This window comes from Paenibacillus fonticola DSM 21315, assembly GCF_000381905.1.
Lineage (GTDB): Bacteria > Bacillota > Bacilli > Paenibacillales > Paenibacillaceae > Fontibacillus > Fontibacillus fonticola.
In genome coordinates, this window is record NZ_KB907296.1 from 1 (window position 1) to 13,420 (window position 13,420).

Here is a 13,420-nt window from a genome sequence, read left to right on the forward strand (position 1 = left end):
CCCAGTTCTTTGATGAGTTTACGAAGTGCCGCCGCCGAATGTGGAATGCTCCCGTAATAGCGAGGGGCTTCCCCGGTTGAATCCGCAATGGCCACCGAAATTTTTTCTTTGGATACATCTAAACCGACGAATTTTGTGATAGACTGCATAGTATCAGCTCTCCTTTGCTATGTAGCTCTGAAATGGTTGGTCTTTCCACTTTCCATTTTAACCTACGAGATGTAGCAATGTGGAGGGCTGTCTGTTTATCGTTCATCATAGCTAGAATTACACAACAGTCGGTAATAGCTAAATCCAATCTTTGTAAGGAATAACATCCTCCAAAACCGAAGTTAACGACGTGGTTTTCCAGCGTGACTGCCTGGCCATTCGTAAATACTTAATATAGGATGCAGAAATCTGTAAATGTTCTGCAGGGTGAAGGACAATATAGGCGTTATTTTCAGGCCTGGGACTTTCACTGTAATTTTCATTTTCGGGTAATTAAATCATGACCACCCGTCCTGCTAACAGCATCTGTACATGATCCGGCATCATATGACCTTCCAGAATTTCTACGCCCTTGTACTTGCATAACCGTTTAAAGATTTCAATGAAGTCTTTTTTCACTTAATTAGATCTCTTTCCATCTATACTTCGGGGTGAACACAATATGGTATTTGCACATCCGCTTTGTGTGAGCTAAGCTAGCTATAGCTCTTGTTTGCCATCCAAGATTCCTTCCCTTGAGCTTGAACATCTCAGTTGTATTGGAATGTCTTGTTGGTGAAACCCTCGATCCCTCCACCCGCATAATGGGTCGTTTTTTATTTCCCGCGTTTCACGCACTCAACTGGCTAAAGCCAAAAAAGCAGAGCGAATAGGATCATTCGCCCTGCCTCTGCTTTATATCCTGAAGCTCCAGAAGCTTAGTTCATAATTTTAATGATCTCATCCTTGATGGATTCGGATCGTGTGCCAAAGACAACCTGTACCGCTCCCTGACCGAGCCGCATAACACCTGAGGCGCCAAGCTGCTTTAACGCATTGTCATTTACCGCTTTGTCATCTTTTAAGATGAGGCGCAGACGCGTAATGCAAGCATCTATGGAAACAATATTGTCCGCACCGCCGATTTGCGCAAGAATTTGGGCCGGAAGGCTGCTGGTACTATGTCCAGATGAATAATTAACGTCGGCCCCAGCATCCTCGGCGTCCGCTTCCACCTCGTCTTCCCGTCCCGGCGTCTTCAGATTCAATTTCACGATCAGAAATCTGAACAATACGTAGTAAACAAGCGCGAAGGCAAGCCCGACCGGGATGAGCAGCAGCGGCTTTGTCGATATTTGGAAGTTGATCGCGTAATCAATAAACCCTGCGGAGAACCCGAAGCCGAGCTTCATGCCGAGCGCATAAGTAACATAAGCAGCGACGCCGCTTAACACCGCATGGACGACATACAGCACAGGAGCAACGAACATGAAAGCAAACTCCAGCGGTTCGGTTATCCCCGTCAAAAAGGAAGCAAACGCCGCACCGATGAAAATGGAACCTATAGTTTTGCGTCTTTCCGGCTTTGCCGTGTGAATTATAGCGAAGGCTGCTGCCGGAAGACCAAACATCATAATCGGGAAGAAACCGGTCATAAACATTCCTGCGGAAGGATCACCCGCAAAAAATCTGTGCAGGTCACCGTTAGAAACAACCCCGACTGCATCCGTGAAGCTTCCGATTTGAAACCAGACAATCGCATTAATAATGTGATGGAGACCAAAAGGAATCAGAAGGCGATTTGCGACAATATGAATGGCCGAGCCAATTCCGCCAAGACTGGTGACCCAGTTCCCAAATACATCTAGCGCCTGCTGCACCGGCCCCCATATTAAACCGAAGATTAAGCCCACAACTACCATCGTGAACGCGGTAATCATAGGTACAAACCGTTTTCCGCCGAAGAAGCCTAACCAATCCGGCAGCTTGATATTGTAAAACCGGTTATAGAGATATGCCGCAATGGAACCTACGATAATTCCGCCAAGCACCCCCATGTTCAGTTTCGTATCTTCCCCCATTAAACCTGAAAATACGCCAGGAACCACTTCAAGAACTCTTAGCAAAATAATATAGCCGATAACTGCCGATAGCGCCGCAACCGCATCGCCCGCAAGGCCAATAGCTACACCAACTGCGAAAATTAAACCGAGATTATCGAATATTGTAGTGCCGCCTGCATCCAGAAAAGGGGCCACATAACTGTTTAAAAAACCGCCAACCCCTTGCCCCATATGAAAGTCTTTGATGTAATCAATGTTGCCAAAACGCATGAGAATGGCTGCCGCCGGTAATGTCGCCACCGGCAGCATAAGTGATTTCCCGATTTTTTGCAGGAAAGCAAGCATTGAACAATCATCCTCTCATCATTATTTTAATCATTTTATTTTGAAACCGCTTACAAAACGACTGATTTTCTTGAGCAAACAAGCTCGGTGACGCTTCATGCTGTTTGTCATTGTATAAGCGTTTGTTTCCTTATTAGCGTTTGCCATTCATTAGGATCATATGAGAATCATACCAGGTTCATATCAGGATTATATCATGATTTATCAGTACATCAGGACATATGAGGTTCAAATCAGGATCATTTGAGGATTATATCAGTATATCGACATATCAGATGCAAATCAGGGTCATTTCAGGATATATCAGTACATCGACATATCAGATACAAATCAGGGTCATTTCAGAATTTTATCAGTACATCAACATATCAGTTTCACATCTGGGGCATTTCAGGATCATATCCCGTGGTGGTTGAAAACTTTGTCTGCACGCCTGCAAGGCACGAAAAAGAGCCAAGAAAATAAACCTAACATAGGTCCACCCTCCTGGCTCATGCCCATTAATACAACGGTAACACGCCAATATTCAAATCTGTTTTGATTATAGCGGAGTAAAATTATTCCGTCAATAGAAAAAATAACCGTTATTTCAAGCGTACATTTTTCGGTCGTACGTTTCTTGTAGCTATCGCTTCAAACGGATCATCCGGCCAGTAATGCTTCGGGTAGCGCCCTTTCAAATCTTTTTTCACTTCAAAATACGTACGCTCCCAAAAGCTTCGTAAATCCCTAGTCACCTGGACTGGCCGCCCTGCGGGAGACAGCAAATGCAGAGTAACCCCCACCGCTCCATATCCGATGCGCGGAGCCTCCAGCATCCCGAACAGCTCCTGCAGCCGAACCGCGGCATAAGGCGCTTCCGCCCCGTCATAGTGAATTCTGATTTTTGAACCGCTGGGCACGGATAAATGGGTGGGCGCTTCTTTCTGCAGCTCTTGCTTTAATTCCCAGCCGAGATTGTTTTCCAGTATCGAAGCCAAAGATAGTTTCTGCAAATCCGCCCGCCTGCGGAACTGTGAAATATAAGGAGCCAGCCATTGTTCCACGCTGGCTGTCAGCGCCTCATCGGACCAATCCGGCCAGCGTTCGTTATGTTGACGCAAGAAGCGAACACGAGCTTGCAGCTGCCGCGCCTGATCGGTCCAAGGCAATATATCTATCCCTTGCGAGGACACAGCATGCAGCAGTGCGGCAACAAAGTCCTCTGCAGAAGGGCGCGGCACCGGGCGTTCCTTGATCACGATCGCCCCGAGCTTCTCCTTGACGCTCACGCGAACTGTCCCCGCTTCCTCATCCCATACAGCGGATTTTTCTTCCTGAATATGCTCACCGAAATGCGTTATCAAATCATCCAGATCCAATGGCGCGGCAAGTAAAATCCGCCCTTCAGCCCCTTCATCGTCCACGTCTGCAATGGCAAGATAAGCTGATTGTCCAAGCGGCTGCTGTCTGGCGAAAGCCGCGCCTCGGCCGCTGCGCAGCAAGTACCTGCCATCCGGTCTGCGCTTGGCGATGCGATCCGGATAAGCCAGGGATACAAGCCAGCCGCAGGCCGCAAACCAATCTTCATCCGCGGCCCTCCCGTGCTGGTCTACGCCGAGCTTCCGCTCCCACAGCCTGCTGACCGCGATGATCCGCTGGATGTCCCGCTCCTCCGCTTGAGTAGAGCGAGTAACGCGGCTATCATCGCTTCCTACTCCGTTCATCAGCAGAGACATACGGCTTCTAATATCGCTGTCCTCTCCGGCACTTCCTCCCCGGAACAGGTCCCGCTCTTCCAGAAGCGCCGCCAGCCGGCAGGCTGCCAGGCCGTGTCCTTGATCGGAAGCTTGGAGCATCATATGGGCAAGCCGAGGATGCAGCCCAAGCTCCGCCATCTTCCTGCCATGCTTCGTAATGGCCCCGCTGCTGTCAAGCGCCCCCAGCTGCTGCAGCAGCTGCACGGCTTGCCGGTACGGCGCGTCAGGCGGCGGATCGAGCCAGGCGAGCTCATCCGGCCCGCTCGCCCCCCAGGCGGCCAGCTCCAGCGCCAGCGGCGTCAGATCCGCCTCCAGCATTTCCGGCGCCGTACGCTCCGCCAGCAGCCGGTCCTCCGCTTCGCTCCAGAGCCGGTAGCACACGCCGGGCGCCGTCCGCCCGGCCCGCCCCCGCCGCTGGTCAGCGGAGTCGCGCGCCGCGCGCACTGTGACGAGCCGGCTCATGCCTGTGCGCGCGGAGAACAGTGCCGTGCGCCGCAAGCCGCTGTCGATCACGACCGTCACGCCTTCCACCGTCAGGCTCGACTCGGCGATCGACGTGGCCAGCACGACCTTGCGCTGGCCCGGCGGCGCTGCCGCGATGGCACGCTGCTGCTGCTCCTGCGGCAACGCGCCGTAGAGCGGCGCCAGCAGCACGTCGCTCGGCACCACGGCGGCCAGCGCCTGCTCTACCCGGCGAATCTCCCTCGCGCCGGGCAGAAATACGAGCAGGCTCCCTTCGTGCCGGCCAAGCGCGTCCCGCACCGCGCCTGCGACGGCCTGCTCCAGCCTAGCCTCGCTTGCCGCAGCATCGGCGTATTGCGTCGTCACCGGATATGCCCGGCCGCTGCTGCGGATGATGACCGGGTCTCCGAGCAGCCGTTCGAGCGGCTCTGCATCCAGCGTCGCTGACATGATCAATATCCGCAGGTCTTCCCGCAGCAGCTCACGGCTTTGCAGCGCTAGAGCCAATCCGAGATCGGCATGCAGACTGCGCTCATGGAACTCATCAAAAATGATCAGCCCCGTGCCAATCAACGCCGGATCATGCTGCAGCATGCGCGTCAATATCCCTTCCGTCACCACCGTAATTCTCGTCCGGTTCGACACCTTACTCTCGTTTCTGATCCGGTAACCGACCGTTTCTCCTACCGGCTCTCCAAGCTGGGACGCCATATATATGGCCGCCGACCGGGCAGCAAGCCGTCTCGGCTCGAGCATAATGATCTGCTGCCCTTCCATCCAAGGCTCATCGAGCAGAGCCAGCGGAGTACGGGTCGTCTTCCCCGCCCCTGGCTCTGCCAGCAAAATGGCTGTATATGAATACCGCAAACGTGCCTGCAGTTCAGGAATAACCTCATCAATCGGAAGCCTAATCATCATCTTCTCCTTATTTAAAACCTGTTTCGCTGCTGATAGCATTTTACCATAAGGAAATACATTGTCCCATACAGCAGAAAAACAACAGCAAATGCCCCGTCCGGCTGGGCGTCCAGCTAGACGAGGCATAAAAAATCGTTCCAAAATTGAACTACAGCAGCGACTCCGCTCCATCAATAACAATGCGCGCTCCGGTAACGTGCACCGATTCATCGGATGCGAGAAATGCTACCAGGTCGGCAACGTTCTCCGGCTGTCCCGGGCCATTCGCCAGCGGCTGGGCGCCTTCCGGATATTCGACAGGAATGATGATCTCTCCCAATTCTTCACTCACTTCGGTACTCGTATCGATATTCGTCGCTATAGCCCCGGGGCATATGACATTTACGCGAATTTTAAATCTGGCCAGCTCCAGAGCCAGCATTTTGGTAAAAGCGACCTGCCCGGCCTTCGTCGTACTGTAGGCGGACATGCCAAAACCTGAAAACCGGTCATTCCCGTTAATCGAGCTCGTTATAATAATGCTGCCGCCGCCCTGCTTTTTCAAATACGGCACCGTATGCTTGACGGTCAGAAATGTCCCGTTCAAATTAATGGCGAGCGTACGCTGCCAATCCTCGAACGGCATCTCCTCAACAGGTGCTAAAGTCCCGTTTATCCCGGCGTTCGCAAACACAATGTCGATGCGCCCGAATTGTTCGGCAGCCTCATTTACCGCCTTTTCCATGCGCAGCGGATCGGACACATCGACGTCAAAGGCGCGCGACACTCCCCGGTAAATGTGATTAATCTGATGCTCCGTACTGCGTGTGCGATCATCGATTAAATCGAACAGCGCCACTTTCGCGCCTTCCCTCGCCAGCTTAATGGCCGCTGCTTTTCCGATCCCTGAACCCGCTCCTGTAACGATTGCCGTTTTTCCTTGAAACCGAAGTCGATTGCCCTGCATCTTCGACATGAAGGTCACACTCCTAATGGAATTTTGGGTAATTTGCCAAGGCATGCTGCCAGCTTGTTCAGCTTCCTCGCTTGCGCTTCGCCGTCTGTTTCAAGATTACCCCAATTAGGGTGTGATTTAATCACAAATCAGGCAAAAGAAATCAGGATGATCCTATACTCAGTTAATAAAATTTATTATTCCTATGAGGATAAAAGGTATAGTCATGCAGGCTAACACGATCAGAAATCCTTTGATGAACCACGTTACTACATTTCCGCGTTCAGGTGCTTCCTCATAAGCTTTGAGCTGCCCCTCCAGACGGGCCACCCGCTCCTTTAACTCCATTAATTCTTCATCAATCCGGCTCAAGTTCTTCTCCCCTTCGTCTCCAAATTACTGATTATCCGCTGCTGCCTCACACGGTTCCTTAAACCACTGGAGCAGCATTTCCTGGAATAGCGCTTTTGGCGTTGGCGTGGCAATGAGCCAATCCTCATCCAGTTTAGTGCTGGAGCGGATTAACCAGTTAATCGTATCATTATTTATAAACGAAGCGTGCTGTGACTCCCACCGCTCCCCGTTCCAGGCATAAAAGCGAATGTCCCCTTGCGCCACACGCGTCTTCATACATTTCGCCAAAGAAATAACACCTTCATGATCATCGGTCAGCTTCATTAACCTCACCGTAACATCGTCGACATCCAAATAATCCAGCCGCCAAATAATTTCCTCAAATTGCCGTCTGGACAGCAGAAGAGCAGGCAGCTCGCCTGGACAGTGCGTATTCCACATCATTTTTCCGGCCAGGCTCCAGCATGCGTGATGAAGCCCCCCGTTTATTTCATCTATTTGATGCATATGCGGGTTATCCCTGGACCGCTCCACTTTTACAACACGCTCTTCAGCTATATGTAGAAATTGTTCATGTGTTTCGGTTCCCTTGCGATATTTCACCCAGCAGGCCTTCTCCGCTAAGGAGGCTGCCATAAGCCTAGACATCATATCTGTTGGCATCGTCAGCACATCCTTCTGGCTTCCCTGAGGCGTTAAATATCCTTTTTGAATTAAGGATTCCCGTACACTATCCGTACTTTCTTCCATCTCTTTTAATAAAAACTCCCGAAACGGATCTTCCTTTCCAAACGGACGATTCTCTCCGAGCAGATCGGTCAAATATATCAATTCTTTGGATTCTAGCGTAACAGCTCCACGCCGGGATGCATTAGCCATTAACATCTGTCCACCTCCTCAACTTATCAGGTATGACTCATGAATCCCATAATCTCGATCTAATCAACGTTCAATTCGTGCAATTTTGAAAAAAGCTGTATTGCTGCCTCACCAGTTCTAGGGTCACTTCTACTATAAATTAAAGCATAAAATAACCCTTTTTTCCAAAATATGAAACACTCCTTACAGTTTTGTCATATTCTCAACCAACATCATAACATTATTTCTATCCTTATTGCGCGGAATAATATGGTAATCTATTACATTATACCCATAAAAATAGGATTTGCAGCTTAACTTTTTTTTGTTTCGAAACTTTTATTGCCCCTTGTTCGTAATTAAAATAAGCAAATCATAGGCAATTATTTTTTAATGTTTCATCAAAGATTAATTGAATTATAATGTTTTCTTAATCTATTTTTAAGTTTTCTGCTTTACAATATGTACTATGAAACCACTGTAAGAGGTGATTCGCATGAAAATACTCATTAACTTCCAGAACAATCTGGTACCTGTTTATTTCAATGTTGATAGCAAGCAGCCGATTCAACGGACACTCAAGCTGCTGACCAGCGCACTGGAGAACAAATTCAATCACGGCAAACGAGCTTTGAAAAAATGTCTCAACTCCTTGATCAGTATTGAAATCGAAGGCTCTGAAGCTATATTGCACAGTAAGAGTGAATATGACTCCTTGGCGCTTTCCCTTTATTAATATTTTGCAGCGCAGAAATAGGACAGGAAGAATAAGAGGCCCGAAGCAACGGCTGTCACCATGCCGGCTTCTGGGCCTCTTCTTCATGCCATGCTTTCTCTATCCGGATTACGAATAAGCGGAGTAAATTTTGCTTCATCGGCTGGTAAGTACAGTTTTGCAGCTTTCTTAATATAAACCGGTCTATCGCCATATCCTCCTCCCCTTCATTCAGGCAGTATGGCAGGGCATACTAAATTTCCCCATTCCTAAATTCCCGATCCTAATGGTTATTTAACCCAATTGAACCGGATTAAACGCATATCAATACAAATCTGCCGATGAACTTTTTCCCGAAGGGCGGCTGCTCTTCTTTCCTAGGTTCAATTTCAATGCCAATGCCGTTGCTGCAAGCATTAGTCCATTGAGCACGAACACGACGGGAATCGCGATCCATCCGGCGAGCATCCCGCCCGCAAACGGCCCCATCATATTGCCTAGCTGCCCTGCCGATTGGTTCAGGCTGAATGCTCTGCCGCGGAATTCAGGCTTCGTCGTTTGGACGATCAGCGCATTCAGAGCAGGAAATACAGCCGCGAAAAATAAGCCGTAGATGAACCGAAGCAGGCCGAAGCTGAAGATGTCGTGAAAGAACACCTGCACAATATTGCCGATCCCCCCGCCAACCAAGCCGATCATCAGCGTATTCCGGTAGCCGATCCGCTCGCCGATTTTTGCCCAGACCGGTGCGGCAAGGACGGTAGATATACCCACGGCCGAAAAAATAATTCCCGAACTAAACGAGGCGTCCGCAGCGCTGGCGCCAAGATGTAGTACATAGAGCGACAACAGCGGCTCCAGCACCATCACGGAGGCGGTGACGATGAGCACAACGATGAGATTCCGCATTAAAGGGCGATTCTCAGATGCGGCACGCAAATCATCGATCACGCGGGAGCGCGCTTTGTTTTTGTCGAAATTGTATTCCTTAACGAACAGCCAGGCGATCAAAGTAGGAATAAGCACGATGGCCCCCGCCACAAGGAAAGATTCCCGGTAGCCGACAAATTTGCTCAGGAAGCCGCCAACGAGCGGACCGATAATGCCTCCTGCTGCCCCTGCGGTGGACATAATGCCGAGACAGAATCCCACCTTTTTCTCCGGAGTGTTCGTAGCAATGAGTGCAATCGCCGATGGAACATAACCAGACAGCAATCCGGTAAAAATACGAACGACGACTAGTTCGAAAGGATTTCTGACGAAAGCATTGAGCACATAAACTAGACAGAGTGCAAAGCCGGCCCGAAGCAGCATCGGCTTCCGGCCATATTTATCCGAAAGAGATCCCCAATAAGGGGCGATTAATGCGCTGGCCAGAAAGGTAATGCCGAAAGTAAAGCCTGACCAAATCGTCAGATGATCGGTAATTCCCAGATCATGAGCAATAAATAAGGACATGAAGGGAATGACCATCGAATAAGCGGTACTGCAAAAAAATACGCCAATCCAAAGAACATACAAATTTCTTCTCCAGGGGATTTCCATTTAACCACCTCTATTTTTGCGACTTGAATACCTTGTTGAATGCCCTGGTACTGTAAGCTTACTGTAAACATAATAATTCCATTGTACCACTTTACCCATATTTCGATTGGCTGTAATCTACGCGGGAATGATATAATTTCTTTGATAACCAGATTACTTTTATAACACTTTGATTTGTAGAAGGAGATTATGCGATGGCTTTATTCCAATGCCGTTTTTTCTCAGAGGTGCTGGGCCTGTCTACTTCCATGACAGTCATTTTGCCGCAGCCGTCCAAGTCGCAAATCGGGATGGGGAGCAGCGATGTTTCCGGCCCACTTCCTGCTTTGTATTTGCTGCATGGGCTCTCTGACGATGATTCCATTTGGGTGCGCCGGACATCGATCGAACGGTACGTCTCCGAGCTGGGCCTGGCGGTCATCATGCCTCAGGTCGATGTCAGCTTCTATACGGACATGGCCGCAGGCAAACGTTACTGGACATTCATCAGCGAGGAGCTTCCTAACATATGCCGTTCGTTCTTTCCTTTATCCGCGCGGCGCGAAGATACCTTTGTTGCCGGTCTGTCTATGGGCGGCTACGGGGCATTCAAGCTCGCTTTGAGAAAACCTGGCGTGTTTGCGGCGGCCGCGAGCTTGTCCGGCGCCCTGGATGTATCGGTCAACCGGATCGATGAGGTCAGGCGATCCCTCGACAGCACGTCCTTATATGGGCAAATTTTCGGTCCTCAAGGCCCGCAAGGGACCGAGGACGACCTGTTTCAGCTGCTTGCAGCGGTTGACCCGGAGACGGCGCCGCGCCTGTTCCAATGCTGCGGTACCGAGGATTTCCTATATGAGGACAATATCCGTTTCCGGGATGCCTGCCGGCAGGCCGGGTTCAATTTGACTTACAAAGAAGGGCCGGGAGCCCATGACTGGGCATATTGGGACGCCCGTATTCAGGACGTATTGGCCTGGCTGCCTATAAACAAGGCTTGACCCCAGGTGGATATTCAGGGTCTTTTCCTGTAGGATGGTAATTGCTTCAACTAACGCAACTATAGAAGATGAACTAAAAAATGGGATGCGGGCAAGGGAGTTAAATGATTCCGAAGAAACTGAAAGCTTTCTGAAAGAAAGCTGCCTCGGGAGCATAAGCTTGTGGTCGCCTATGTGATAAGATTTCTACCTCTTATGAACCTATATCATCCAAGAAATCTAGGAGCAACAGCGATCGCAGGAACATTTTACGTACTTGCCCCACATTCATTTTCAATTGTTCAACTTATTATAGAAACTCTATTCATTAACTAGGAGGCCACACATGCAAGACGTCATAATTATCGGTGCTGGTCCTTGCGGACTCTCGGCGGCCATCGAGTGTCAACGACGGGGACTTGATGTTCTCGTGCTGGAGAAGCACTGTCTTGTTCATTCCATTTATTCTTATCCGACCCATATGCAGTTTTTCAGCACATCGGAACTGCTGGAAATCGGGGATATTCCCTTCAGTACGTCTAACGAGAAGCCTTTCCGCCATGAGGCATTGGCTTACTATCGCGGGGTTAGCCGCCACTACAATTTGCAAATTGCCTCTTACGAGGAGGCGACGGCGATCCATCGCCAGCAGGACGGAAGCTTCATTGTCCATTCGGTAACGCGCAGCGGCGAGAAGTGGGAATATGAGGCGCGTAACGTCATCATTTCCACAGGTTACTTCGATCATCCGAACATGCTTGGCATACCGGGAGAAGAACTGCCTAAAGTGACCCATTATTTCCGGGAGGCCCATCCGTACGCCGGCACGAAGGTAACGATCATCGGCGGCAGCAACTCCGCTGTAGACGCCACTTTAGAACTGCTGCGGGTCGATGCGGAGGTCACCATCGTCTACCGCAGAGCATCCATATCGGAGCAGATTAAGCCGTGGGTAAGACCGATATTCGAAAGCATGGTAGCCAAGGGCAAGATCGACCTGCGCTTATCGTCCCGGGTCATCGATATCGGGTCCGACCATGTCATCGTTGAATCCGAACTCGGCAGAGAAAAATTGATGAACGACTTCGTGCTCGCTCTGACCGGCTTCCACCCAGACCGGAAGCTGCTGTTCGACGCGGGCGTTGAAATGTCAGGCGAGATGGAGAAGCCCGTCTTCAACCCTGAAACGATGGAGAGCAACGTGCCCGGACTGTATGTAGCCGGTGTTATCGCCTCCGGGAGCAATGCCAATGAAGTGTTTATTGAAACAGGCCGTAAGCACGGCGTGCTGATCGCCGAGCATATCATTGCGTCCAGATAGGAGATTCCTAAACGATGAACCAGGTTGACATCACCTCCCTCCTTTTGCTGTTTTTAGCGGCCCTCGGCATATTCAGCAGCAATTTGCCGATTACGGTAGCGATGATATTTTTGCTGCTTATTCGGGTGCTGCAGCTGCACATGGCGTTTCCGTGGCTGGAGAAATACGGCTTGACGCTCGGGATCATCATCTTGACGATTGGCGTCATGACTCCGGTGGCAAGCGGAAAAATTCCTCTGTCCACGCTCTGGTCCTCCTTCTTTCACTGGAAGTCCCTGCTCGCCATTGCGATAGGGATGCTCGTCGCCTGGCTTGGCGGAAGAGGGGCCGCGCTGATGGGGAATCAGCCGACCGTCGTGGCCGGCTTGCTGATCGGTACGGTGCTCGGCGTCGCCTTTTTCCGCGGAGTACCGGTCGGCCCGTTGATCGCAGCCGGCATTTTGTCGCTCCTGATTGGCAAGCTTTAATTTTGCCATCCAATTTTTTAACTTGCACCCTCTTATCCAATCATGACCACCCGTCCAACGGGTGGTTTGCTCTTGGGGTACAGCCTCCTGTTGCCAAACTGCGCCTAAAGACGCTAGCCTGACCACAAATCTGTTCAGGCTCAGTGTTACTTGTCACATTCACTTACCTGTTAAACTGGTTTATTTCTTTTTGCTCTTGTTGCCGCTGAACGGATCTTCATACTCTTTTACACTCAGCTTATCTATGGCATCATGTGCTTCTTGTTCACGAATGTATTTCGCTACAGTTTCGTTACAGTTGCTTCACTTAGGCTCCTGTACCTACACTTCTTCTGCCCAGGGCTTAGATCGAAAATGTGACTCAGAACGTGAACGAAATTTTATAACGAACCTGATGATCGCTATTTGTGTAAAAGTAACCCTTTCCAAAATGTAACGAAGCTGGGTAACGTTATTTCAGTCTTTACTGCTCTAAACAGAGGATAAACCGCAATTAGAGTGTCTGAGATTCGTTGCTATGAACGTTTTTGTCAAACCCTCTATTTTTTCTGCCTGAGCACGTGGCGCGAGAGCAAAAATGCGAGCGACGGTCGGCACGCTGCTATCCGTGGGTTGGGTACCACATGTTATGCCTTCGTCAAGGAGAGCTTTTGCAAGCTAGAAACGCACGTTCAGTTCTTGGCAAACCTAGTGCAAACGAATCACGCATATTCTCTCCCGAACCTTCGTTTGCTCCCGGGCCTCGTGCTCCGGCGTGAGCTTGTCAAGTG

At 50.1% G+C, this 13,420-nt stretch carries 11 protein-coding genes and 2 pseudogenes; 4 read left to right on the top strand and 9 right to left on the bottom strand.

Features of this window, described 5'->3' with window-relative positions; all coding sequences use genetic code 11:
* Nucleotides 1–504 precede the first annotated feature (504 nt).
* The 6 genes and pseudogenes from tnpA to G358_RS0128935 all read right to left on the bottom strand — a co-directional run.
* A pseudogene (tnpA, locus tag G358_RS31480) lies at nt 505–739 on the bottom strand (IS200/IS605 family transposase); the annotation flags it as partial.
* 169 nt (nt 740–908) lie between these two features.
* On the bottom strand, nt 909–2,378 hold the full coding sequence (gene nagE, locus G358_RS0128915; RefSeq protein WP_019640741.1) for an N-acetylglucosamine-specific PTS transporter subunit IIBC: 1,470 nt from the start codon (nt 2,376–2,378) through the stop codon (nt 909–911).
* A gap of 584 nt (nt 2,379–2,962) precedes the next feature.
* Nucleotides 2,963–5,494, bottom strand: a complete 2,532-nt coding sequence (gene hrpB / locus G358_RS0128920; protein ID WP_019640742.1) for an ATP-dependent helicase HrpB — start codon at nt 5,492–5,494, stop codon at nt 2,963–2,965.
* Between the two features lie 151 nt (nt 5,495–5,645).
* Nucleotides 5,646–6,452 carry an SDR family oxidoreductase gene (locus G358_RS0128925; RefSeq protein ID WP_019640743.1) on the bottom strand — a complete coding sequence of 269 codons (807 nt, stop codon included), beginning with the start codon at nt 6,450–6,452 and terminating at the stop codon, nt 5,646–5,648.
* A gap of 159 nt (nt 6,453–6,611) precedes the next feature.
* Nucleotides 6,612–6,803, bottom strand: a complete 192-nt coding sequence (locus tag G358_RS0128930; protein ID WP_019640744.1) for a hypothetical protein — start codon at nt 6,801–6,803, stop codon at nt 6,612–6,614.
* A 24-nt stretch (nt 6,804–6,827) separates the two neighbouring features.
* Nucleotides 6,828–7,670 carry a hypothetical protein gene (locus G358_RS0128935; RefSeq protein WP_019640745.1) on the bottom strand — a complete coding sequence of 281 codons (843 nt, stop codon included), beginning with the start codon at nt 7,668–7,670 and terminating at the stop codon, nt 6,828–6,830.
* Between the two features lie 469 nt (nt 7,671–8,139).
* Here G358_RS0128935 and G358_RS0128940 point away from each other — a divergent pair, with 469 nt between their 5' ends.
* Nucleotides 8,140–8,379 (top strand): hypothetical protein, encoded by a 240-nt coding sequence (locus G358_RS0128940; RefSeq protein ID WP_019640746.1) that lies wholly within the window; start codon nt 8,140–8,142, stop codon nt 8,377–8,379.
* 55 nt (nt 8,380–8,434) lie between these two features.
* On the opposite strand, the gene G358_RS33585 is transcribed toward G358_RS0128940, so the two are convergent.
* A complete protein-coding gene (locus tag G358_RS33585) occupies nt 8,435–8,572 on the bottom strand; it encodes a hypothetical protein (protein WP_019640747.1) in 138 nt (45 codons plus the stop codon).
* 110 nt (nt 8,573–8,682) lie between these two features.
* On the bottom strand, nt 8,683–9,903 hold the full coding sequence (locus tag G358_RS0128950) for an MFS transporter (RefSeq protein ID WP_019640748.1): 1,221 nt from the start codon (nt 9,901–9,903) through the stop codon (nt 8,683–8,685).
* Nucleotides 9,904–10,097: 194 nt separating this feature from the next.
* Here G358_RS0128950 and G358_RS0128955 point away from each other — a divergent pair, with 194 nt between their 5' ends.
* From G358_RS0128955 to G358_RS0128965, 3 genes are all read left to right on the top strand, one after another.
* Nucleotides 10,098–10,883, top strand: coding sequence for an alpha/beta hydrolase (locus G358_RS0128955; RefSeq protein WP_019640749.1), 786 nt, complete (start codon nt 10,098–10,100; stop codon nt 10,881–10,883).
* A gap of 325 nt (nt 10,884–11,208) precedes the next feature.
* Entirely contained in the window at nt 11,209–12,183 is a 975-nt protein-coding gene (locus G358_RS0128960) for a YpdA family putative bacillithiol disulfide reductase (protein WP_019640750.1), read from the top strand.
* 14 nt (nt 12,184–12,197) lie between these two features.
* Complete coding sequence (locus G358_RS0128965; RefSeq protein WP_019640751.1) at nt 12,198–12,650, top strand: DUF441 domain-containing protein; 453 nt, start codon at nt 12,198–12,200, stop codon at nt 12,648–12,650.
* Nucleotides 12,651–12,830: 180 nt separating this feature from the next.
* On the opposite strand, the pseudogene G358_RS32770 reads toward G358_RS0128965, so the two are convergent.
* A pseudogene (locus G358_RS32770) lies at nt 12,831–12,938 on the bottom strand (IS200/IS605 family transposase); the annotation flags it as partial.
* Between the last annotated feature and the right edge of the window lie 482 nt (nt 12,939–13,420).

What these genes read in the sequence shown, in the direction of transcription:
- G358_RS0128965 (WP_019640751.1), top strand. Translation starts at nt 12,198, where the DNA reads ATGAACCAGGTTGACATCACCTCCCTCCTTTTGCTGTTTTTAGCGGCC.
- G358_RS0128955 (WP_019640749.1), top strand. Translation starts at nt 10,098, where the DNA reads ATGGCTTTATTCCAATGCCGTTTTTTCTCAGAGGTGCTGGGCCTGTCT.
- G358_RS33585 (WP_019640747.1), bottom strand. Translation starts at nt 8,572, where the DNA reads ATGGCGATAGACCGGTTTATATTAAGAAAGCTGCAAAACTGTACTTAC.
- G358_RS0128940 (WP_019640746.1), top strand. Translation starts at nt 8,140, where the DNA reads ATGAAAATACTCATTAACTTCCAGAACAATCTGGTACCTGTTTATTTC.
- G358_RS0128925 (WP_019640743.1), bottom strand. Translation starts at nt 6,452, where the DNA reads ATGTCGAAGATGCAGGGCAATCGACTTCGGTTTCAAGGAAAAACGGCA.
- G358_RS0128935 (WP_019640745.1), bottom strand. Translation starts at nt 7,670, where the DNA reads ATGTTAATGGCTAATGCATCCCGGCGTGGAGCTGTTACGCTAGAATCC.
- G358_RS0128950 (WP_019640748.1), bottom strand. Translation starts at nt 9,903, where the DNA reads ATGGAAATCCCCTGGAGAAGAAATTTGTATGTTCTTTGGATTGGCGTA.
- hrpB (WP_019640742.1), bottom strand. Translation starts at nt 5,494, where the DNA reads ATGATTAGGCTTCCGATTGATGAGGTTATTCCTGAACTGCAGGCACGT.
- nagE (WP_019640741.1), bottom strand. Translation starts at nt 2,378, where the DNA reads ATGCTTGCTTTCCTGCAAAAAATCGGGAAATCACTTATGCTGCCGGTG.
- G358_RS0128960 (WP_019640750.1), top strand. Translation starts at nt 11,209, where the DNA reads ATGCAAGACGTCATAATTATCGGTGCTGGTCCTTGCGGACTCTCGGCG.